The 21793-nt window shown below is 30.2% G+C and carries 21 protein-coding genes, 3 pseudogenes and 2 riboswitches; of the genes and pseudogenes, 18 read left to right on the forward strand and 6 right to left on the reverse strand.

The annotated features are described in order from the left end of the window. Positions 1-100: 100 nt before the first annotated feature. From RCG18_RS20535 to RCG18_RS20545, 3 genes are all read right to left on the reverse strand, one after another. On the reverse strand, positions 101-886 hold the full coding sequence (locus tag RCG18_RS20535; RefSeq protein WP_308037881.1) for a cell wall hydrolase: 786 nt from the start codon (positions 884-886) through the stop codon (positions 101-103). Between the two features lies 1 nt (position 887). Then, a riboswitch (cyclic di-AMP (ydaO/yuaA leader) is annotated at positions 888-1018 on the reverse strand. Between the two features lie 541 nt (positions 1019-1559). Next, positions 1560-2009, reverse strand: coding sequence for a hypothetical protein (locus RCG18_RS20540; protein WP_308037882.1), 450 nt, complete (start codon positions 2007-2009; stop codon positions 1560-1562). Between the two features lie 173 nt (positions 2010-2182). After that, positions 2183-2530, reverse strand: coding sequence for a DUF6483 family protein (locus RCG18_RS20545; protein WP_308037883.1), 348 nt, complete (start codon positions 2528-2530; stop codon positions 2183-2185). A 164-nt stretch (positions 2531-2694) separates the two neighbouring features. On the opposite strand from RCG18_RS20545, the gene RCG18_RS20550 reads away from it, so the two are divergent. From RCG18_RS20550 to RCG18_RS20575, 7 genes and pseudogenes are all read left to right on the forward strand, one after another. Next, positions 2695-3378 (forward strand): SIMPL domain-containing protein, encoded by a 684-nt coding sequence (locus tag RCG18_RS20550; RefSeq protein ID WP_308037884.1) that lies wholly within the window; start codon positions 2695-2697, stop codon positions 3376-3378. A 60-nt stretch (positions 3379-3438) separates the two neighbouring features. Continuing rightward, a complete protein-coding gene (gene msrB, locus RCG18_RS20555) occupies positions 3439-3897 on the forward strand; it encodes a peptide-methionine (R)-S-oxide reductase MsrB (protein WP_308037885.1) in 459 nt (152 codons plus the stop codon). Between the two features lie 200 nt (positions 3898-4097). Beyond that, positions 4098-4505: a TetR/AcrR family transcriptional regulator gene (locus RCG18_RS20560; protein WP_308037886.1), complete on the forward strand. Its 408-nt coding sequence runs from the start codon at positions 4098-4100 to the stop codon at positions 4503-4505. 16 nt (positions 4506-4521) lie between these two features. Beyond that, a pseudogene (locus tag RCG18_RS29150) lies at positions 4522-4569 on the forward strand (hypothetical protein); the annotation flags it as partial. Between the two features lie 6 nt (positions 4570-4575). Continuing rightward, positions 4576-4722: a hypothetical protein gene (locus RCG18_RS20565; RefSeq protein WP_308037887.1), complete on the forward strand. Its 147-nt coding sequence runs from the start codon at positions 4576-4578 to the stop codon at positions 4720-4722. Then, entirely contained in the window at positions 4709-5560 is an 852-nt protein-coding gene (locus tag RCG18_RS20570; protein WP_308037888.1) for a GNAT family N-acetyltransferase, read from the forward strand. The genes RCG18_RS20565 and RCG18_RS20570 overlap by 14 nt, the downstream gene beginning before the upstream one ends. A gap of 572 nt (positions 5561-6132) precedes the next feature. Further along, complete coding sequence (locus tag RCG18_RS20575) at positions 6133-7872, forward strand: ABC transporter ATP-binding protein (RefSeq protein WP_308037889.1); 1740 nt, start codon at positions 6133-6135, stop codon at positions 7870-7872. A gap of 435 nt (positions 7873-8307) precedes the next feature. Here the strand turns inward: RCG18_RS20575 and RCG18_RS20580 are convergent, their stop codons facing one another. After that, positions 8308-9255: a LysR family transcriptional regulator gene (locus RCG18_RS20580; protein WP_308037890.1), complete on the reverse strand. Its 948-nt coding sequence runs from the start codon at positions 9253-9255 to the stop codon at positions 8308-8310. A gap of 122 nt (positions 9256-9377) precedes the next feature. Between RCG18_RS20580 and RCG18_RS20585 the strand changes: the two genes are divergently transcribed. The 5 genes and pseudogenes from RCG18_RS20585 to RCG18_RS20605 all read left to right on the forward strand — a co-directional run bounded on the left by RCG18_RS20585 (position 9378) and on the right by RCG18_RS20605 (position 14224). Next, a complete protein-coding gene (locus tag RCG18_RS20585) occupies positions 9378-10655 on the forward strand; it encodes an aminotransferase class V-fold PLP-dependent enzyme (RefSeq protein WP_308037891.1) in 1278 nt (425 codons plus the stop codon). An 82-nt stretch (positions 10656-10737) separates the two neighbouring features. Continuing rightward, on the forward strand, positions 10738-11490 hold the full coding sequence (locus tag RCG18_RS20590) for a TSUP family transporter (RefSeq protein ID WP_308042067.1): 753 nt from the start codon (positions 10738-10740) through the stop codon (positions 11488-11490). Between the two features lie 48 nt (positions 11491-11538). After that, positions 11539-11745: pseudogene (locus RCG18_RS20595) on the forward strand (EamA family transporter); the annotation flags it as partial. 383 nt (positions 11746-12128) lie between these two features. Further along, positions 12129-12689: an NfeD family protein gene (locus RCG18_RS20600; protein WP_308037893.1), complete on the forward strand. Its 561-nt coding sequence runs from the start codon at positions 12129-12131 to the stop codon at positions 12687-12689. Between the two features lie 56 nt (positions 12690-12745). After that, entirely contained in the window at positions 12746-14224 is a 1479-nt protein-coding gene (locus RCG18_RS20605) for a flotillin family protein (protein WP_374119157.1), read from the forward strand. 158 nt (positions 14225-14382) lie between these two features. Here the strand turns inward: RCG18_RS20605 and RCG18_RS20610 are convergent. Further along, positions 14383-14967, reverse strand: a pseudogene (locus RCG18_RS20610) (peptide-methionine (S)-S-oxide reductase MsrA); the annotation flags it as partial. Between the two features lie 501 nt (positions 14968-15468). Between RCG18_RS20610 and RCG18_RS20615 the strand changes: the two are divergent. The 3 genes from RCG18_RS20615 to RCG18_RS20625 all read left to right on the forward strand — a co-directional run bounded on the left by RCG18_RS20615 (position 15469) and on the right by RCG18_RS20625 (position 18000). Beyond that, positions 15469-16788: a M48 family metallopeptidase gene (locus RCG18_RS20615; RefSeq protein WP_308037895.1), complete on the forward strand. Its 1320-nt coding sequence runs from the start codon at positions 15469-15471 to the stop codon at positions 16786-16788. 169 nt (positions 16789-16957) lie between these two features. Beyond that, on the forward strand, positions 16958-17653 hold the full coding sequence (locus RCG18_RS20620) for a metallophosphoesterase family protein (RefSeq protein ID WP_308037896.1): 696 nt from the start codon (positions 16958-16960) through the stop codon (positions 17651-17653). A gap of 17 nt (positions 17654-17670) precedes the next feature. Continuing rightward, positions 17671-18000, forward strand: a complete 330-nt coding sequence (locus tag RCG18_RS20625; RefSeq protein WP_308037897.1) for a hypothetical protein — start codon at positions 17671-17673, stop codon at positions 17998-18000. Positions 18001-18056: 56 nt separating this feature from the next. Here the strand turns inward: RCG18_RS20625 and RCG18_RS20630 are convergent, their stop codons facing one another. Then, positions 18057-19373: an aminotransferase class V-fold PLP-dependent enzyme gene (locus RCG18_RS20630; RefSeq protein WP_308037898.1), complete on the reverse strand. Its 1317-nt coding sequence runs from the start codon at positions 19371-19373 to the stop codon at positions 18057-18059. 287 nt (positions 19374-19660) lie between these two features. Further along, positions 19661-19744: riboswitch (cyclic di-GMP riboswitch) on the forward strand. A 77-nt stretch (positions 19745-19821) separates the two neighbouring features. Between RCG18_RS20630 and RCG18_RS20635 the strand changes: the two genes are divergently transcribed. From RCG18_RS20635 to RCG18_RS20645, 3 genes are read left to right on the forward strand one after another with little or no spacing between them, the layout of a single operon-like run. Beyond that, entirely contained in the window at positions 19822-20193 is a 372-nt protein-coding gene (locus RCG18_RS20635) for a response regulator (protein ID WP_308037899.1), read from the forward strand. 48 nt (positions 20194-20241) lie between these two features. Further along, complete coding sequence (locus RCG18_RS20640) at positions 20242-20826, forward strand: chemotaxis protein CheC (protein WP_308037900.1); 585 nt, start codon at positions 20242-20244, stop codon at positions 20824-20826. Next, a complete protein-coding gene (locus RCG18_RS20645; RefSeq protein ID WP_308037901.1) occupies positions 20819-21757 on the forward strand; it encodes a sensor domain-containing diguanylate cyclase in 939 nt (312 codons plus the stop codon). Before RCG18_RS20640 ends, RCG18_RS20645 begins: the two co-directional genes overlap by 8 nt. Positions 21758-21793 lie beyond the last annotated feature (36 nt).

A 21793-nucleotide genomic window follows, 5' to 3' on the forward strand; every position in this document is an offset into this window, starting at 1 on the left:
AATTAATATAGACATAGAGACTAAATACAAGCAAAATAAAAAGGTTACTGTATGAACAGCAACCTTTTTGTTTTACAATATATACTAATTTGTATTATGCTTAATTATAGTAAGAGAATACCATATTATCTACTCTTAATGCTACAGTTTTTGACCAAAGCCATGAGTTTGTTGTACTATCATCAAAATAGTATAAAGCACCATTAGTTGGGTCTGCACCATTTAGAGCCTCATAAGCTGCCTTTATTGAGTCTTGAGTAGCAGGTTTATTAATCCATCCGTTTAAAACAGGTGAGAACTGATAATAACCGCCATCTTTTTGGTATATTACATCGCTTATGCTCTTAGGGAAACGAGAATCTTGAACTCTGTTTATTACAACAGAACCAACAGCTACCTTGGCAGTATATGGTGCACCTTGAGCTTCGGCAGTAATTAATCTTGCCAAAAGATCAACGTCACTAGCAGTATATGAGATTACAGGTTTAGACACTGCAGGGCTTGATGGTTGAGTCACGGTACTTGATGCAGTTCCTGGTATATTTAATGATTGACCAGGGTAAATTAGGTTGTCCCATTTATTGTTAGCCTGTCTTAAAGAGGACAATGAAACACCATATTTTTGTGCTATTAAGTAAAGGCTGTCATCAGCTTGTACAGTATAAGTTTTTGCAGAAACGTTTAATACCTGCCCTGGGTAAATAGCGTTGCTTGAAAGTCCATTATTTTGCATTATTATGTTAGAAGTTGTGTTAAATAGTTTACCTATTTGATATAATGAATCACCATAGGTAACAGTATAACTAGCAGCATGTACAGATTTAGCAGATAAAAGTGATAATGATAAAGTTAGCAACAAAGCTTTTAAATTTTTTGATTTAAACATACTTTTCCTCCTCTTTTGCCTCCGAGGTTAGCTGACGGGTTCGGGTTGAGGCACCCTACTTTTAAATCTAAAAGATTCACCCCTAAAATTAAATCCCCCGTACTCCAAATGGAGATTCGGCTTACTTGCAAGTGTTATTGTAACAGTATTCGAGGAGTAATTCCATATAGGATTAATGGGATTAAGGGATAAAAAATCCATTATGGGAATTTACCAAAGGTCTTAAATTTACATATTAGACATTAAAATGAAAAACAGGTGTTTAAGACAAACATTAAATCTATTTATAGGTATAAAAGGTAGAAAATTGACTTACACAAAGGGCTATGTTTCCAAAGCTGAAGGTAGATTTAAAAACTTTGTGTCAGTCTTAGTGAAGTGTTTTAAGACAACCTTAGAATCTTAGATACTGGTGAAAAGCCTAAATGGCTTTTCACGAGCGACTTATCAATGCTAATTGATAAGTTGGTCCGACTGAGTGTAGCGAGTTTATCTAAGTTCTTAGGTCGTCTAAAACACGCACTCTGTGTAAGCGACTATCACCAAATCAAAGATTTGGGATATCTGCTTAAGCTTTAGACTGACTAAAAGTTTTTAACGGACTGAAGCTTGGAAACATAGCCCGGGGTGTAAGTCAATTCTCGGCCTTTGAGCCCTATAGAAAAATTAAATGCTATTTAATTTTCGATATTACCCAATGTTTACCGGACTTTTCGATAGTTAATTCAGCACTTACATATCCAGCGTCAAGTTTAGCAGTCATTAGATGAAAATTTATTACTGCTTTATATGTGATGTAGTTGATTTTTTTGTACTCGGTTACCTTATAACTTTCTATCCATGGACTAGAAGCACCAGTTATCCAGCTTGTATTATTAAGAGAATCCTCCATTTTAGCTTTTAGACTTTTACTAAGCACAGCATATTGTAAGGCGCCATTTCTTATTTTTACACCTTTAGCCCATATGTCTACAGCATCTTCAGGGGAAGCAGCACCAAACTCATTGATGGATTCTTTGAATAAGGTAACAACACCTTGCAATGTATTTATAGCATTATTAGGTTGATCTTCTTTGCAATTTAAATAAGTATTCACTGCTTTTAATGATTTTGAATTCAGCATTACAGTATTACCTCTTACAAAAATAGTTATTATTCATTATATTCATATAAATAAGCATAAGTGAAACTTTAAGCTTACACATATATGTAAGCCTAACTAATAGGTTGATTATTTGTATAGAGGGGTTCCGTTAAAGACAGAAAAGGAAAGTACAAATATTTAAATAAGTAAAACTATAAATCCGTTTTAAACTTTTGTATATCATCTAACCCTCGATAAATTTCTTTTCTTGGAAAATCGCCTTTATTTAATTCTTCATCACTCTTTTTGAGCAGTGAGTTATAAAACTCGATTGCGATTTCATATACTTCAGGGGAGTTATTCTTTTTTAATTCATCAAAAATTAAATCTTCTGCTTTATTATAATTTCCATCATGAAATAACTTGTTAAAGATTATTTTAAATATATCTACTGAACTCATTTGGTGAATATTAACCTTTTCACTACACTTTTCTCTTTTATTAAAAATAATTTTTCCAAAGGTTTTTCCAAGTTGTTCAATAAGCTTTTCAATATTCATAATACTTCACCTTAATTCTTTTATTAATACCTGTGACAAGTGTGTATTTATTATAACATAATTTATACAACATCTCATATTTCTGGAATGCTAAGTTATGTGAATTAAAAAATCACTTTCCTAATATATATAGTTATAAAACTTATATTTAGGAGGGATTTATTATGCAAAGATATTTCTATAATTATCCGTACTTGAGATATCCAAATACAAATGTTAAAAATAATCTTATGACTGTATATGGAAGGGGTAATATAAAGGTTAAACCAGATATAGCAATAGCTAGCATAGGAGTTATAGTAGAAAATAAAGATTTAAAAGTAGCTCAAGCACAAAGCATCGAAAAAGCCAACAGAATATTAGATACACTTAGAAGAATGGGCATCCAAGAAAGGGATATAAAAACTGAAAATTATACCATAACTCCAGAATATGATTACATTGAAGGAAAGCAGGTATTTAGAACATATAAAATTACGAATACATTTAGAGTTACACTAAGAGACTTAAGCAGAATTGGTGAAATCATTGATGTAGCCGTGGCTAGTGGAGCTAATGTTGTAAATAGCATTACTTTTACTATCGACAATCCAGAAAAATACTATACTCAAGCATTAAAAATTGCTGTAAGGAATGCTTTAGAAAAAGCAAGAGAACTTGGAGAGACGTTAAATGTTATTGTTAACAATACTCCAATTAGAATAATAGAAGAAAAGCAGGAGAATAGACCTGTATACCGCCAAGCAGTACTAGCAGCGTCGACTGAAGCCACACCTATAATGGAAGGGGTAATTGAAATTAGTGCAGATGTGAAGGCTATTTTTAATTATTTAGCTAAAACATTTTAAAGTACAGCTTGAATTATATTATCAACTTTAGATAAGCTAATACTAAAGGAGTGATAATAGATGAAGAAAGATGAATTTTCAAAACCTAACAAGGAAGAATTATTAAAAAAATTGAGCACTATTCAATATAAAGTAACTCAGGAAAATGCCACTGAAAGACCTTTTGAAAATGAATTCTGGAATCACAAAGAAGCAGGACTATATATAGATGTAGTATCTGGTGAGCCTCTTTTTAGTTCACTAGATAAATTTGATTCAGGCTGTGGGTGGCCTAGTTTTGTCAAACCACTAGAAAAACAAAATATAAAAGAAAAGGCGGATTTCAGCCATAATATGCACCGCATAGAGGTTAGGAGTAAAAATGCTGATTCTCATTTAGGTCATGTATTTAATGACGGCCCACAGGATAAAGGTGGTCTTAGATATTGTATAAATAGCGCTGCATTAAGATTTATTCCTTTAAGTGAACTTGAAGAAAAGGGATATGGAGAGTATTTAAAATTATTTAAAAGTAAATAACTTTTAAAAAAACAATTTGCAATTAAATATTGTAAATTGTTTTTTATTATAGATAAACAATTCAAGAGATTGACCTATTAGCGGTATTTATAGTTGTACATCTTATGCACTGTTAATAATTTTAGAATAAATATTGATATTTTAAATATAAAATGATATTATAAAATAAAAAACCGTCTAGTCGGTTTTGGAGGTTTGTTATGTCTCCTAAAATAAGTGAAGAATCTAAAACACAGAAAAAAAGCTATATAATTGGTAATGCCATGAAATTGTTTTCGCAAAAAGGCTTTGTGGAAACCTCAATGGAGGATATCGTAAAAGCTACAGGAATGAGCAAAGGGGGAATATATAATTACTTTAAGAGTAAGGAAGAGATATTTTTAGCAATTGCTGAAGATAGGTTTAATAAAAGGCATAGATTGATAGAGAACTTCGAAAAATCTACTACAAGTACTGAGAAAGTGAAGAACTATATTCAGTGGATTTTAGGTGGACTATTTGACGAAGATACATTGTTGAATGCCAGGTTTACCTTTGAATTTTGGTCAGTAGTTTCAAGAAATCCAGAGACCTTAGTGGCAACAAAAAAGATATGTATTATTTCATAATGACTTAAAAAATATACTGAAACAGGGAGTTGACGACGGGGAATTTAATTCTAGATTGGATATTGATTCAATGATCTACATTATACTGTCATCAACAGATGGAATTGGGTTTTTCAATAGTGTTATGGGAATTCCTCTTACAGAATCCATAATACAAAACCATATTGATATGATATTAAAAAAACTTATTGGGGGAAATGAATATGATAATTTATAAAAAATGCTCAGAAGTAGATATTGATTTAGTTTTTAAGGCTTTTAACGATGGATTTGAAGATTATATAATTAAGATACAAATGCCACAGGAGTTTTTTGTAAAAAGGTTTTTCGGACCAGAGGGAAATAGCTTAGATCTATCCTTTATTGCATTAGATGATGATAAACCTGTTGGTGTAGTCCTTGGGGGAGTTAAAAATTATGAAGGTATAAAGACAATGAGATGTGGTGCATTAGCAATTCATCAGGAGTATAGAGGATTAGGTATAAGTCAAAAATTAATGGAGCTTCATAAAGAAGAGGCAATTAAGCAAGGCTGCAAGCAGTTGTTTTTAGAGGTTATTGTAGGAAATGATAGAGCTATAAACTTTTATAAAAGGTTAAATTATGAAAAAATATATGACCAAAGTTTTTACACATTAAACGATATAAATAAAATACAGAAGAGTAGTGAATTAAATTTAAGTATAAAACCTATGGATACTGCTGGATTAAAAATTATACGAGAAAAAATATTGGATGTGCATATTAACTGGCAAAATGATGTAGACTATTTAGAGAAGTTAGAAGATCAATTGACTTTAGCTGCATGTGCTGAAAATAGATTAGTTGGAGTTATAAGTATGAATAAAAACAGCAGAATAAATTTTCTGTGGGTGAATAATTCTTTTAGAAATAAGGGTATTGCAAAAGAGTTAATATTAGAAGGAACTAAAATTTTAAATTTATCTAAGGTTACATTAGGATTCCCAAATAATTCATCTATTCAAGGATTTGCAAATCATATTGGATTTACACAAGACAAAATAGCACAATATGAAATGTATTATACTTTATAAGAATAGTTTAAATAAAAAAATTAATATAAGTCACAAAAATTTAAAAAGATTTATGAAATTTTTAAATTTTTGTGACTATTTTTATAAAAAGAAGTATATAATAATTCATTTTTCTTATAATATTGATAAAAATATGCAAAAACTCCATTGATTTATGAATGATTAAGTAATACAATAAAAATACATGGTATTGGTGACATATTTAGCGTTACTATTATATTGTTTTTTGTTTAATATCAATATGTATTATTGAATTGCTATTATCTTAATCAAATATTCTGTTTGATTTTATTGCTTCTATGTAATCTAAAACCACATTGCTTAAAATTCACTCTCCCCCCTGTAGAAGTGGTTTCAAGTAGTGTTCCGACAGTCTGGTTTTAGAATTATATAGAAGCAAAAATTTTTGGAAAATTGTTTTGCTATTGAATATTATCATATATCGTGATAACTTTATTTTATTACATAGAGGTAAAAAGCCGAAAGTTAACTTTCTGGTTAATTCCTTATAAAAAACAGATATCAATATGGTCTTGTAAGAACCATATTGGTGAATTAAAGGAGGGACATAAATGGATACTTTAAAGAAGTTTATAGGATACTATAAGCCTTATAAAAATATGTTTTTTATGGACATGTTTTGTGCTCTTACACTTTCAGCAATCGATCTTGCATTTCCAATGATAGTAAGATATATGCTAAATGATGTATATACAAATAAAACTAGTGATCAAATAATTAAATTTGTAGTTCTAATTGGAGTTGCTCTGCTTGCGATGTATATAATAAGATATTTTTGCCAATATTATATAACTTCATGGGGACATATAATGGGAGCTAAGATGGAAGCGGATATGAGAAGTGATATTTTTAATCATCTTCAAAAGTTATCTTTTTCATATTATGATAACAATAATACAGGTAAGTTAATGTCTAGAATAATTACCGACCTTTTTGATATATCGGAATTAGCGCATCATGGTCCAGAAGATTTATTTATTTCTATAATTAAAATATTAGGCTCATTTATAATACTTATGAACATAAATGTTAAGATTACTTCAGCTTTATTCTTTTTAACTATGGTTATGTTATATTTCTCATACTTCTATAATAAAAAAATGAAGTTTATCTTTATGAAAAATAGACAGAAGATAGCAAATGTTAATGCTCAAATTCAAGATAGTCTTTCTGGTATTAGAGTAGTAAAATCATTTTCAAATGAAGAAGTTGAAAATAGTAAGTTTAAAAAAGGAAACATGGAGTTCTTAGAAACAAAAGAAGCAGGATATTTCATTATGGGAAAATTCTTTAGTGGAAATGGCTTCTTTCAAGGTGTTTTATATCTTACTGTTATATTATTAGGTGGAATATTCATTAGTATGGGAGAAGCAAAGGTATCAGACTTAGTTATATATATTTTGTATATAAACATATTTTTAAATCCTATAGACAAACTAGTGAATTTTACAGAGCAGTTTCAAAAAGGTATTACTGGTTTTGACAGATTTTTAGAAATAATTAATACTGTACCAGATATAATGGATAAGCCTAATGCCATAGAGTTAAAAGAAATTAAGGGTGAAATAGAATTTAATGATGTATCCTTCAGCTATGATGATAAAAGTACAATATTAAATAATGTAAATATAAAAGTTAATGCAGGAAGAAATGTTGCGCTAGTAGGACCATCAGGAGGTGGTAAAACTACCTTCTGTAGCCTTATACCTAGATTTTATGAAATAGATAGTGGTTCTATAAAAATAGATGGAAAAGATATTAGAGATATAAAATTAAAATCTCTAAGAAAGGTTATAGGCATTGTACAACAGGATGTATATATGTTTTCAGGTACTATAAAAGAAAATATTGCATACGGAAAACCGGGCGCATCAGATAAAGAAATAATTGAAGCAGCTAAGAAGGCAAATGCTCATGAGTTTATATTGAATTTAGAAGATGGGTATGATACTTTTGTTGGAGAAAGAGGGGTTAAACTCTCTGGTGGACAAAAGCAAAGAATATCTATTGCTAGAGCATTTCTTAAAAATCCACCAATTTTAATTCTTGATGAAGCAACATCTGCGCTTGACAATGAGAGCGAAAAATACATTCAAAAATCCTTAGAAGAGCTTTCAAAAAATAGAACTACTATTGTTATAGCCCATAGATTAAGTACTATAAAAAATGCGGATGAGATATTAGTATTGACAGAGGATGGCATTAGAGAATCAGGAACTCATGAACAGCTTATGCATAAGAAGGGTATATATGCTTCTTTATATAGTTTACAATTTGAACAAGTTTCATAATCAAAACTATTTGCTTGTATGAGCGTGAGAGAAGCTTAAGTTGAGGTTCTTTTCATAAACAGAATTCTTGGCTTCAGGTAGAGTTTTGACTCCATCTGAAGCTTAGAAGTCGTTATCCAGGGACATAGCCGCTCTTTACTCCCACTTTGAGAAAAGCAGAGAACCCAAATCTATGATTTTGTGTGAATCGCTTTCACAGAGTGCGAGGGAGTATTAGAGCGGGTAAGTCATCGGATAAATAATCAATCTTAAATTTCCTAATTAAATTATGACAATTACATTAGAAGCAACAATTTGAATATATTGAGATTGTAAATTAAACATTCGTTCATATTACAATCTCAATATATTTTTTTTATTTGCAAAGTTAAGTCGTTTGTTTAGTAAATAAAACTGGTAAATTAAACAAAGAGTACATAAAGTTTCCCCAAACCATTAACTTGAAAAAAAAGATGTAACCGAATTTATGAATGCATCAACACTTCTAGATAAATATCGATTCTTTTTTCGTATCAAAACTAGCTCTCTACTAGAAAGCTCGTCCGCTAGTTTATAGAAACAAATATCTTGATTAAAGTTCACATGGTTTACTAAAGAATCTCGTATGAATGCAATTCCCATACCTTTGCAAGCAATATGGTAAGATGTCATTAATTGGTCTATATACATTGCCGCTTTGGGTACAAATCCAGATTTTTGACATAATTTCATACTACGTGTATACATATCATTACCTTTTTTAAGTATAATAAAGGGCTCATTTGCAAATTTGTTTAATTGTATGGATGGAAAGTCAGGGGACAGATGTTTATTATCTGCTATATCCTGAAAGGATAAGCGATAGGCGATTAATTCATCGTTGATTTTATAATTTCCTGGCACCGCTAAAATAATATTTTCTCTGCCAATTACGTGATTTTCAAAGTGCTTTGTATCTAAAGAACAACACTCTATTCCTAAATCAATTGTTTCCTTCATTAATTCTTCCTTTAAACCAAGAGAATTGACTTCAGATAAGTCTACAGTTATACCTGGTTGTCGTTTTTTAAACTCTGCTATTATATCAGGAAGCACATAAGAACAAAAGAAATTTGAACCACCAATAGAAACTTTTCCTGTTTTTAGATTCATTATATCTTGAAAGTACTGTTCAAGATTATTTTCAATGGCTTTGACCTGAAGGATAGCCTTTATATACATTTCACCTGGTTCAGTTAAATGTATTGGTGTGGTACTTCTATCAAACAAAGGAACTCCTAGGTCTGTTTCTATTTTTTTGATATATGCACTTAGTGCCGGTTGACTGATATAAAGATTTTTTGCAGCTTTTGAAAAGCTACCTTCTTTATAAACTTCGTATACATAGTCCATTCCTTGAAACATTTTACTATCCCTACCTATAATTAAATTTATATAACAATTATATAAATATATGAATTAGATTATATCACTTCGTCATGATACAATCAAATAAAGTATCAATGCTTTAAAAGGAGATGTATAAAATGAGTAACATAAAAAATGGAGAATTATTTTCAAATGTACTATTAAAAGAAATTAAGGAACGTTTTTACTATGTAGATACTGACCCTAATATTGGTGAAAGGCTTTTCTTCGGCAATGCTGGAGGCTCTTTGAGACTTAAAAAAGCAGTAGAACAATTTACCAAAATTGATGCTATTCCAGATTATCCGGGGCCTATTCATAAAACGGCATTATATTTACAAAAAGTTCTAGAAGATGGAATTAATGACGTAAGAACTATTTTCAATGCAAAAGGTGGTAGTATTTTTACATCACTAACAGCTTCTCAAGCTATGTTTGACATAGTACGAGCTATTGCTGAAAATATTAATGGTACAAATATGGTAACATCTATACTGGAACATCCTTCATCATATGACTCAATAGAGTATTATTCTAAAAAATTAAACAAGGAACTTAGAGTGGCAAAAAGCAACCCTGTCACAGGTGAAGTAGATGTTGATGAAATTATTAAATTAATAGATAAAGATACATGCCTATTAAGTGTAATGTATGCATCAAACATTTCAGGTGCTATCTATGATATTGAGAATATAATAAAAAAAGCTCGTAAAATTAAACCTGATTTATATATTATTGTAGATGCAGTACAGCATGCCCCACATGCTTTAATAGATCTCCAAAAAACTCCCGTTGATGCTATTAGCTTTGCTCCGTACAAGTTCTTTGGTTGTAGAGGATTAGGAATTGCTTGGTTATCTGAGAGAGTAGCAGAACTTCCACATCATAAATTAATTTCTAAAGAAGCTGATGTATGGGAACTAGGTAGTCCAGCTCCATCACAATTTGCTGTAGTTACTGAAATAGTAAACTATATATGTTGGATTGGCAGCAAATTTATTGGTAGTAGTGACAGACGTGAATTATTTGCTTGTGGTATGACAAAAATTGCACTACAAGAAAGAGCCTTAATGGATAGGATACTTAGCGGCACTAATGAAATTACTGGACTTAGACATATGAAAGGCGTTAAAGTATTCTTTGATTACGAAGATCTTACAAAAAGAGATTTTATAATTGCAATTGGATTTGATAATATAGGCTACACACAAGCAGTTAGAGAATATGAAAAAAGAGGCGTCATTGTATATGACAGATTGATTTCTAGCCCATATTCAAAGAGAATGCTTGAATCTTTCAATTTAGATGGTGCTATTAGAGTTGCACCATTGCATTGTAATTCAACTGCGGATATTGATAAATTCTTAAAAGTAACAATGGAGATATCTCAATTGTAATCAAACTAAGAAAAGTTGTAATCCGAAAAATATGGTTAAGATATGAAGATTAATATAATTATTAAAGGAGTGTATATTCTTGATCAATAACTTAATATTTTTATGTGTAGCTGGATTTTGTGCTGCATTTGTAGATTCTATAGCTGGCGGCGGCGGAATTATAAGTATGCCTGCATTCTTAATGGCAGGTATTCCTCCTCATTTAGCATTAGGGACAAACAAGTTTTCTTCTTCCTGTGCTTCCTTCACAAGTTCTATTAAATTTGCTCAATCTGGTAAGGTAGATTTTAAGCTTATAAAGTTTTTAGCTCCCTTTACATTTGTAGGTGCCGTTTTAGGTGTAAATACTGTTCTTAATATCAATGCAAAGTACCTCAATACCATAGTACTGGTACTTCTACTACTTGTCAGCATTTATAGCCTATTTTCAAAGAACATAGGAACTGAAGATAACTTTCAAGGTCTTACTAAAAAGAATATTTTACTTGGAATGATCCTTGCATTATTATTAGGTTTCTATGATGGTTTTTTCGGCCCTGGTACAGGTTCATTCTTAATATTCGGACTTATAAGCATATTTTCTTTTGATTTTACTCGTGCTGGTGGAAACGGAAAAGTTTTAAACTTTGTAAGTAATATTGCATCTTTAGGTATGTTTGCACTACGAGGACAAATTGATTATAAAATAGGCATACCAGTAGCCTTATTTATGATAATAGGAGCAAAATTAGGGACAAAGGTTGCTTTAAATAAGGGCGCAAAACTTATAAAACCAATCTTTGTTACTATGTCTCTAGCTGTAGCAACTAAAATGCTTTATGGAATGATAGGTTAAAACTATTAAAAATCCTCATGCTATTCAAGACTTAGATTATACTTAGCAATGAATTTTATTTTTGGATTAAGCTTTCTATTTTCAAAGAGAGCATTAAGTGTAGCTGATCCTATAGCCCTTCTTTCCTTTAGATTTTTAAGTGCTTTTCTAGTCATGACACTACTTATAGTTTTTAGAGTAATTAAAGTAAATTATAAGAATAAACCTATAAAGTGGCTTGATATTATTAGTTTCATTCAATCTGTAATTTATTTTAAGAAAAGAAAAACTCAGCTGTTTAGTGTACAGATACAGCTGGGTTTTTAGCTTATTTTATTCTTAATGCTGATAAATATAATTTAGGGAGTGATATTTAGCATTAGTGAGCGTAAGTTAGAAAACACAACTTAATTCTAATATTTAATTGTTTGCTTATATAGATTGCCTAATATAACCTATTAAAGATTTGATTTAACTGTAATACGTGGTATAATAAGGTATAATACATAATAAGTTATTAAATAACGTATTATGTATTGTAATTAGCAAATGTACTGATAATCTATATGGCCATTTAGTAAATATATATTATGTAACAATCAGTATAATCCTGAAATAAGACTAAAAATGTTGTACATAAGGTATGAAGGAGGATTTTTATGGAACATGTATACACTATTGTTTTTTGGGTAGGGGTTATATATACCTTGGTAACATTTTTATTAGGCGGTTTGTTTGATTTTATTCACATTGGGGGTCATATTGATACACATGTTGACACTCATATTGATACTCAAGGTTCAGGGCATACACTCACGGTTTTTCCACTAAAACCTATAACTATAGTTTCATTTATCACTATATTTGGTGGTGTTGGGATTATGGGTAATCACTATGGGCTAAACGAAATGTTCACATTCCTACTGGCACTTGCGCTGGGTCTTATGATTTCATTTGTATTATATAAATTTATAGTGGTACCTCTATATAAAGCACAAAATACAAGTGCAGTTTCTCAGGATAAGCTTATAGGGATGAAAGCTACAGTTATATCTCCAATATTAGAAAATGGATTTGGGGTTATATCATATATTGTCAACGGAAATAAATATAATGCTCCTGCACAGCATATTGGTAAAAAATCAATATTACAGGGAGAAGAAGTAATTATATATGAAATTAAAAATAATGTATTTTATGTCCAACCTTTAAATGAATAAATTAAATTTTATTAAATAAAAAATATAATAAAGAAGGGGAGAGGAATATGTTAAACATGTCGATTATGATTGTTCCTGCAATAATTGTGGGGGTCATTATACTTCTAGCGCTGGGGGTTTTCTCCATGTGGAAAAGAGTGCCTCAGGATAAAGCATTGGTTGTTACAGGTCTTAAAAAGAGAGTCATCACTGGTGGTGGTGGATTTGTAATACCAATGTTAGAAAGAACAGACAAAATATCATTAGAAAATATGGAGATTGAAATAAGTATTGATGGTGCTTTAACCGGGCAAGGAGTGGGAATCGCAGCAGATGGAGTTGCTGTTGTAAAGGTAAAGTCGGATACTAATTCAATTTTGTCTGCTGCAGAGCAATTTAATACATCAAATGGAATGCAGCATACTCTTCAAGTTATTATACACACAACAAAGAATGTTCTAGAAGGTAAGCTTAGAGAAATTGTTTCAAAAATGACAGTAGAAGAAATATATAAAGATAGAGAAATGTTTGCATCTCACGTTCAGGAAGTTGCGGCAATTGACCTTGCACAAATGGGACTTGAGTTAAAGGTTTTAACTATTAAAGATATTTCAGATAAAAACGGCTATCTAGAAGCGCTTGGTAAGCCAAGAATTGCAGCAGTTAAAAGAGATGCTCAAATAGCAGAAGCTGAAGCTGCAAAAGAAACAAAAATTAAAACCTCAGATGCAGTTAGAGAAGGAGAGGCCGCTAGAATTTTATCAGAAACTCAAATTGCTGAATCTGTAAAACAAAAGGAATTAAAAGTACAAGCGTATAGAAAAGAGCAAGAGCAAGCCAAAGCTATATCAGACCTTGCATATGAAATTGAATCTAATAAGGTTAAGAAGGAAGTAACTGAAACACAGATGCAGGTAGAGATTACTAAAAAGCAGAAGGAAAAGGAGCTTGCAGATGCTACAGTTCAGGTAGAAATTACTAAAAAGGAAAAAGAGATTGAACTTGCTGAAAAAGAGGCTGCTAGAAAAGAGAGAGAACTTGAAGCTACAGTTAAGAAACAAGCAGAAGCGGATAAATATAAACAGGTTCAAACAGCAGATGCAGTTAGATATAAGGAAATTGCGGATGCAGAAGCAAGAGCAAGATCAATTGAATTAGAAGGTAAGGCAAAGGCAGATGCTTTAAAACTTCAAGGTATGGCAGAAGTAGATATAATCAGAGAAAAAGGTAAAGCAGAAGCAGAGGCCATGATGAAAAAAGCAGAAGCATTTAAATTATACAATGATGCTGCTATGGCCCAAATGATTATAGAAAAATTACCTGAAATTGCAAAGGCTATTTCTGAACCATTATCTAAAACTGAAAAGATTGTTATTGTTGATAGCGGTACAGGGGAAGGAAAAGGTGCTTCAAAAGTCACTGGTTATGTTACTGATATTATGGCACAGCTTCCTGAGGCAGTAGAGGCATTGACAGGTGTAAAAGTTATGGATTTCCTAAACAAAGGTTCATTAAAGAAAAATGAGAAAGCAAAAGAAGGAGATGTAACAAAATAAATTAAGAAACTTATTTTATCCCACTGAAGCCAAGAATCCTGCTTATAAAAAATCAGATCTTAGAGTGAATATTAAATTTTAGATAAAAGTGACCTGAAATATACTTTTAAGGTCACTTTTATTTAATGGATTCTATACTTACAATAAGTTATTTTAGATTAACAATTAAGAATGCTATCTGAGGATTTATTATTTAATAAAATAAGTTTTTCAGTAGAGTTATCCCAGTTAAACTTTGCTGCAGAATCCTTTATGTCCTCAACAGTTCCGTAACCAGCAATATAAGAGTTTAAGCGAGCAGCCTCTGTAGAATTTATAAATTCCTTAGCTGAAGTATATTTGTTTCTAATTTCCATAGCTAATGCAGTTTCAAGCTGTAAGTAATATTTTTGATGGTACAGTTCTGCATAATAAAATGTAGACAGAGGCAGGATTTCTGTATAAATTTTAGTTTTCAAATCATTTTCCCAATCCTTTTTCATATCTAAAGCCATAGATTTTTGGAGTTCATTAGCGTAAAATATAGTAGATTTATACTGTGTAGAATAAGGCTGTCTAGTAGAGTTATGATTTTTCCAAAACATGTTCAGTATTTCTTTATAAGAAAGCTTATTTATATCAAAATCTATTTGTATTGTTTCGGTGTGATCCACTAAATCACGATAAGTTGGATTTAATTTTTTTCCTCCGCAGTAACCAACTCTTGTAGATATTACTCCATTTAAATGTCCAAACTTGGCATCTGGCCCCCAGAATCATCCGAGAGATAATGTTGCAGTTTCTATATTATTTTTCAATGACATATTTTAAGCACCTCCAAAGTGTTTTAAATTTACATAATATATAATTAATAATTGCAGTGCCAATTAATTTTAGTATCTTCATTTTACTATATAACATTCTTTATATATAGAGCAATAAAACTGAAAGTCTATATAGGTACTTTTCTTTGGTGCTCAGATTATTAATGGTATTCATAACTGTACAGCTTCTATACTGTTACTAATTTTAAGCCTAAGCAGGCATCCAAAATCTTAAGTAGGCATCCGAAATCTCTGATTTTTAGATGATCACTTACACAGCGTGCTGATTTTGAGATGATCGTTTATTCATTCGACAATAGGAGAAGGAGTTTCATATTTAAAATATGATAATATATAAAATATGAGAGAATGATAAGGATAAAGAAAAGATAACTAGCATATATTAAAAATATATTAGCAAGGACATTTACGGGGGTAATAATGAAGAAAGAACTTACGGTATCAATAATTATATTTATATGTTTAATGATTGGATTTTTATTTAGTGTAAAAATTACTGAAGAGCAAAATAATAAAAATTTAGTTCAAAACTATACATATTCATCAGAGTATAGGAAGGATACTGGCAGCTATAATCAGATTGCCAAGCCATCAGAGAAGGCTATAGAATATCAACAGAGAAAAGTAGCGGTATGGGTTACAAGAATAATCTTAAGTATGATTATTCCAGCTGTATTCATATTTTCTGGATTCTCAAGTTCTATAAGAAACTGGGCGCAAAGTAAAAGTAGCATGTTTCTGACTACTATCATATTGTATTTCATTGTGTTTTACACCATAAGTGCATTATTAACAATGCCCTTAGATTATTACAGCAGTTATGTGCTTAAACATGAGTATAGTCTTTCTAATCAAATCTTGGGAAAATGGATTAGTGATTTTTTTAAGACTTATGCCATTGGAATACTATCAGGTGCGCTATTTATCTGGATTCCTTATTTACTCATTAAGAAGTCGCCAGACTATTGGTGGCTGCAGTTAGGAATACTTATAATTCCAATAATATTTTTTGTAACTTTTATTTCGCCAGTATATATTGATCCTCTTTTCAATAAATATGAAAAGATGCAGGATACAGTGCTGGAGCAGAAAATTTATGATGAAATAGGTAAAACAACTATTGAGAATTGTAAAGTTTATCAGATAAATAAGAGTGTAGATACAAAAGAAATGAATGCTTATATGACAGGAGTACTTAACACTAAACGAATAGTGCTTTGGGATACAACAATTAAAAACCTTAATCAAAGGGAAGTATTGTGTATTGTAGCTCATGAAATGGGTCACTACCTAATGGGACATGTGTGGAAGGCAATAATCTTCGCAGGAGCTTCCTTTATATTAATTCTTTATTTAATTAATAAAAGTGCAATTTGGATATTAGATAAATCTGGAGGGGTATTTGGATTTACTAAGCTTCATGATGTAGCATCCCTTCCTCTTATAATATTGCTTGTGAATATATTTATGTTTGTGGCTACACCAGTGTCCAATGCCTATTCCAGATATACGGAGATGGAAGCAGATCGGTTTGAATTAGAACTTACAAGAGATAATGAGGCCTCAATATCATCAACTATTAAACTTCATGAAGAAAGTCTCGTATTACCAACTACAGGAGTGGTATATAAACTTTGGAACTATACACACCCAACCTTCCAAGAAAGAGTGGAATTTGCAAATAAATATAAGCCTTGGGAGGAAAACAAACCTCTCAAATATGGAAAGTATATAAAATAGTATAGAGGTACTTGAACGAAAGTTAACTTATATCCCTTTATATAAGTTAACTTTCTAGTTAGCTTCCCTATAGTTAGCTAATTCTAGTAAGCAAACTAAATTTACTATTAGTTATAATAATGTTTTGTGGTATAATTTACAATATAAGTTGCAGATGGGAGGTAGAGTTATGAAAATAGCGGTAATTTCAGATGTACATGGTAATTTAGAAGCGTTAAAAGCGGCGTTAGAAAGTATTGAAAAATTAAAGGTTGATACAATAGTTTGTTTAGGAGACTTGGTTGGATATGGACCTTATCCCAATGAAGTAATTGAGCTCATTAGAGATCAAAAAATAATGAACATATTAGGTAATTATGATGCAGCGGTTTTGGAAGAAAAGTTTAATTATATAAGAGATAATGAAGTAAATAAGTTTTGTATGCCTTGGGCAGCGAAAGAGTTGAAGGAAGAAAACAGATTATATTTAAGATCATTGCCTAGACAAATAGTATTGGAGTTCGAGAATAAGAAAATATACTTTGTTCATGGAAGTATAAGATCAATAAATGAATATTTAAAAGAAGATTCCAGAGAAGTGGAAGAGGTTATGAAAATATTCGAAGGAGATATTTTGGTATGTGCTCATACTCACATACCATATAAAAAGTTTTATGGTAATAAGCTTTTATTAAATGATGGAAGCATAGGTAAGCCAAAGATTGGCAGATCTAATGGCACTTATTTAATAATAGATATAGATAAAGAAAAGATTGAGAGTGAGATCGTTGAATTCACTTACGACTATGAAAAAACAGCAAGAGCCATGGAGGAAAAGAAAATACATGCTAGCTGTATAAATAACATAAGAACCGGAATAGAATAAGGTTTGGAGGGGAAATCATGGAGAATAATAAAATTTTTAAAGGACTTTATATGAATGCTATGCTGCTGGAAGACAGGTTGAGAATTGCTCAAAATAAAGGCTTTACTAATAAAAACTTGGAGGAATCTTATGATGAAATAATGTTTGAAGATATGGATTTACATCATATAGAGTTTGCAACAGCAAGATCAATAATTATTCAGGGATACTTACATATTCCATTTAATAAAAAGTTAGCACTTACAAGTATTTTCAAAGGAAAAGCTAAAGAATTAAAAATTTGGTTTAACAAAGATGGAAATGAAGAGTTCGAGGAGCTAAGGGGACTCCTCATGGAAAAAAGATAGAATAATAAAAAGAAAGGTATACATCAAAAAATTGTATACCTTTTTTATATGAATTTTTATTGTTGTAGATGAGATCTGTTTTTTATAATTTTCTTTATTGTCTTTACTAATACATCTACCTCAGAGTAGGTGTTGTAAAAGCTAAAGCTAAGTCTAACCATACCTGGGCGTTTTGAGTCTTTGTTTTTTTGGTAATACTTCATTTCATCCACTGGGATTTTTAATAATCTCCTAATATATGGGTGTGCGCAAAAACAGCCGCTTCGTACTGCAATTCCTGATATTCTAGATAATTCTTTAGCTGTAATTTCATGATAAATACCTTCTATATTAAAAGGTAATATGGCAACTTTATCACAGTCATCACTAGTATCGCAGTAAATAATAACTTCCGGTATTTTTCTCAGCTTATTTAAAGCATAATTGTAAATGTTCATTTCCTGCTTATCTATATCTCTCATGCCTAGATGTTTAAGTGTTTTTATAGAGGAGATTAAGGCTATAACTCCCATGACATTTGGAGTTCCTGCTTCGTTTTTATCAGGTGGTTCTGCCCAGGTTACTGAGTCATCTGTTACTATATCTATAGTACCTCCACCAACGTGGTCTGGCTCTGCCTGTGAAAAAAATTCTTTAGGTCCTATAAGAACCCCTATACCAAAAGGAGCATACATTTTGTGAGCTGAAAATGCGAGAAAGTCTATACATCTCTTTTTGTGTGAGGATTTCATACGAATGGGATAATGAGGTACTAGTTGAGCTCCATCTACTAATATTTTTGCATTATAACTATGGCAGATACTAGCCATTTCATATATTGGATTTTTGTAGCCAGTAACATTAGAAGCTCCTGCAACGCACACAAGTTTAACTTTTCCATTATAATTTTTAAGCTTATTTTCTAAATCATCTATTTTCAATTTTCCAAAATCATCTACATCTATATAATCAACTTTAAACTTGTTTCTCCAAGGTAAGTCATTAGAATGGTGTTCCATTCTTGTTGTTAGAACTACACAATCCTTATACATAGTTGAAATAGCATAGGATAATTTATTTATAGCTTCAGTAGCATTTTTCACATAAATAACTGTATTTTCACGATAATCGCAGTGAACAAAATCGCACACAATTTTTCTAGAATCCTCATAAATTTTAGATGAAAGTATGGATTTGTAGCCTGTCCCTCTGTGAATTGATGAATAGTATTTTGAAAAATCCATTATTTCATCTAAAACAGAATTAAGTGGAGGAGTAGTAGCTGCATTATCAAAATTTATAGCTATTATCGATTTCCCATTTTCAGTGGGAATTTTCTCATCTACACCAGCAACTATATTTCTATAATTAGATTTTGTTTTATCGTGATACATGATAAATCACTCCTTATACTAATAATATGCAAGGTTAATGTAGGAAGTGATTTTATTTACTACAAATATGAAATTATCTTAGCTTTAAGTTATATTAAAGATGACTTATGAAATATAATAGAAATAGCATAAATAATTAAATGATTCAATGATGGAATTTACATCATTAAATATTAAATGTTGATTTTTTTGCTTTTATTTAGTAAAATTACATTGACTATTATGAATAGTTATATTATTGTTTTTGTTTGTATTTATATAATAGTTCAGATATATTTAAAAGTTTTATAAAAGTTGGAAGCAATGAAAAATTCTTTTTATGTGGGCACCTTGGGAATTTTGAGCTAGTGGTGCAACCTGCCAACAATTAATTAATTAACATTAATTAATTGTTAATTTTTTTGAATTTATTATATAAAAGTTAAAACATAGAAGAGAGGAATTCATTATGTTAAAAATTTTGATTGTTGATGATTCTAATTTTTCTCAAAGAATAATGGCCAATTTAATAAAAAAGTATCTAGAAAATGTTGATATTCATTTTGCAAATGATGGACAAGAAGGAATAGAAGCATACAAAAAAATTAATCCAGATTATGCCTTTGTAGATTTATTGATGCCAAATATGAGTGGAAATGACATGATAGGATTAATAAAAGAGTTTAAAGCTGATGCAAAAATAATTGTAGCTTCTGCGGACGTACAAAAAAGAGTTAGAGAAGAGATAGAAGGATTAGGTATAATGTCATTTATAAATAAACCTTTTAATGAAGAAAAAGCAAAACTTATATGTGATATGATAAGGAATGATTTAAAATGAATGATAATACATTAAGAAAAGATATGCTAAAAGAATTATTCAATATAAGTGTTGGTAAATCAGCTAGCATTCTTTCAGGAAATAATTGATAAAAAAATATTATTAAACGTACCTGATATAGAGATATTAGACGTAAAAGATAACAAAATTCAATTGGATAAATATTTCAATGATATTATAGAAGGTGCAATTATGGTATCTTCAATTTCCTTTAAAGAAAGATCTGCGGGAAAAGCCAGCCTGATATTTCCCGCAGATAAAATGAGAAACTTTATAAATCTTTGTCTCCATGAGGAGAGTAAAGATGAATATTGTGATTTAAATTTTACTGATATAGACTTTGATATTATAAAAGAGGTAGGGAATATAGTTTTAAATTCTATTATTGGAGAAATTGGAAATTATATAAATATAAAGTTTAATTATATGATACCTGAAATAAAAGTATTTAATAGTATGGATATTGAAAAATTTATAGAAAATGAAGAATATGCATATATTTTAATGCTATATGTAACCTTTAATATAGAAAATTCAAAGATTGAAGGAGCTATTGTAATTAATTTGACATTAAAGTTCTTAGACGAGATATTGAAAAAAATATATATGATGGAAGCTGATTTTAATGGATAAAATATTACGTGATACATTAGATTGTATAGACGAAGGAACTATAGTATTAAATGAAAAATATGAAATATTATATTGGAATAATTATATGGAATATTTGACTGGTATAAAATTGGAGAATGTACTTCAAAGGAACATATATAGCGTTTTACCAGGCTTAAATAAAAAATATTTTAAAGATTTAATACAAAATATAATGCAAAATGAATGTAAAATGTTTCTCTCGGCGGCTATGCACAAGGATTTGATCAGCATTGATAAAAAATTAAATTTAAAAATAAGTAAATTGAGAAGTGACGACAGGAATGTTATTCTTCTTGAGTTTATTGATGTAACCAATCAATTTCTTCATATTGAACAGTTAAGAAAATACGTTCATGATTTGTATCTATTAAATAAGGAATTAAAAGAAAAAGAAAAGATTATAAAAAACTTAGCTTATTATGATAAGTTAACAGGTGTTGCAAATAGAACATTATTTTATAAATATGCTGAGAAATTTTTAGATGGTGCCAAAAGAAACAACAAATTGTTAGGGTTGATGTTTATAGATGTCAACAAATTTAAAAACATAAATGACACATATGGACATGAAGTAGGTGATAGAGTTCTTGTTAGAGTTGCTGATATATTAACGAAAGCTACAAGAAAAAATGACGTAGTTGCTAGATATGGCGGGGATGAATTTTTAATATTATTACCGGATATAAAAAGCTTTAATAATTATAAAGTTATAGTTTCGAGAATTATTAATAATAAAAACAAAATCATAAATGATGAAAAACAAATAAATATATCATTAAGTATTGGAGTTAGCTTTTATCCTAAGAATGGAGATAGTATTGATGAATTAATAGTAAAAGCTGACAAGGCAATGTATGTTGCAAAAAATAAAGATGGAGAAGATAATTGCTTTTGTGATATAGGTCTATAAGGCCGAAAGCTAACTTATACGCCGGGATATGTTTCC

Origin of the sequence: Clostridium sp. OS1-26, assembly GCF_030915445.1 — a bacterium.
Classification (GTDB): Bacteria; Bacillota; Clostridia; order Clostridiales; family Clostridiaceae; genus Clostridium_AM.

Bases quoted from the DNA above. Each gene is read 5' to 3' on its own strand.
- RCG18_RS20535 (WP_308037881.1), bottom strand. From the start codon at position 886: ATGTTTAAATCAAAAAATTTAAAAGCTTTGTTGCTAACTTTATCATTA.
- RCG18_RS20540 (WP_308037882.1), bottom strand. From the start codon at position 2,009: ATGCTGAATTCAAAATCATTAAAAGCAGTGAATACTTATTTAAATTGC.
- RCG18_RS20545 (WP_308037883.1), bottom strand. From the start codon at position 2,530: ATGAATATTGAAAAGCTTATTGAACAACTTGGAAAAACCTTTGGAAAA.
- RCG18_RS20550 (WP_308037884.1), top strand. From the start codon at position 2,695: ATGCAAAGATATTTCTATAATTATCCGTACTTGAGATATCCAAATACA.
- msrB (WP_308037885.1), top strand. From the start codon at position 3,439: ATGAAGAAAGATGAATTTTCAAAACCTAACAAGGAAGAATTATTAAAA.
- RCG18_RS20560 (WP_308037886.1), top strand. From the start codon at position 4,098: ATGTCTCCTAAAATAAGTGAAGAATCTAAAACACAGAAAAAAAGCTAT.
- RCG18_RS20565 (WP_308037887.1), top strand. From the start codon at position 4,576: ATGATCTACATTATACTGTCATCAACAGATGGAATTGGGTTTTTCAAT.
- RCG18_RS20570 (WP_308037888.1), top strand. From the start codon at position 4,709: ATGATAATTTATAAAAAATGCTCAGAAGTAGATATTGATTTAGTTTTT.
- RCG18_RS20575 (WP_308037889.1), top strand. From the start codon at position 6,133: ATGGATACTTTAAAGAAGTTTATAGGATACTATAAGCCTTATAAAAAT.
- RCG18_RS20580 (WP_308037890.1), bottom strand. From the start codon at position 9,255: ATGTTTCAAGGAATGGACTATGTATACGAAGTTTATAAAGAAGGTAGC.
- RCG18_RS20585 (WP_308037891.1), top strand. From the start codon at position 9,378: ATGAGTAACATAAAAAATGGAGAATTATTTTCAAATGTACTATTAAAA.
- RCG18_RS20600 (WP_308037893.1), top strand. From the start codon at position 12,129: ATGGAACATGTATACACTATTGTTTTTTGGGTAGGGGTTATATATACC.
- RCG18_RS20605 (WP_374119157.1), top strand. From the start codon at position 12,746: ATGTCGATTATGATTGTTCCTGCAATAATTGTGGGGGTCATTATACTT.
- RCG18_RS20615 (WP_308037895.1), top strand. From the start codon at position 15,469: ATGAAGAAAGAACTTACGGTATCAATAATTATATTTATATGTTTAATG.
- RCG18_RS20620 (WP_308037896.1), top strand. From the start codon at position 16,958: ATGAAAATAGCGGTAATTTCAGATGTACATGGTAATTTAGAAGCGTTA.
- RCG18_RS20625 (WP_308037897.1), top strand. From the start codon at position 17,671: ATGGAGAATAATAAAATTTTTAAAGGACTTTATATGAATGCTATGCTG.
- RCG18_RS20630 (WP_308037898.1), bottom strand. From the start codon at position 19,373: ATGTATCACGATAAAACAAAATCTAATTATAGAAATATAGTTGCTGGT.
- RCG18_RS20635 (WP_308037899.1), top strand. From the start codon at position 19,822: ATGTTAAAAATTTTGATTGTTGATGATTCTAATTTTTCTCAAAGAATA.
- RCG18_RS20645 (WP_308037901.1), top strand. From the start codon at position 20,819: ATGGATAAAATATTACGTGATACATTAGATTGTATAGACGAAGGAACT.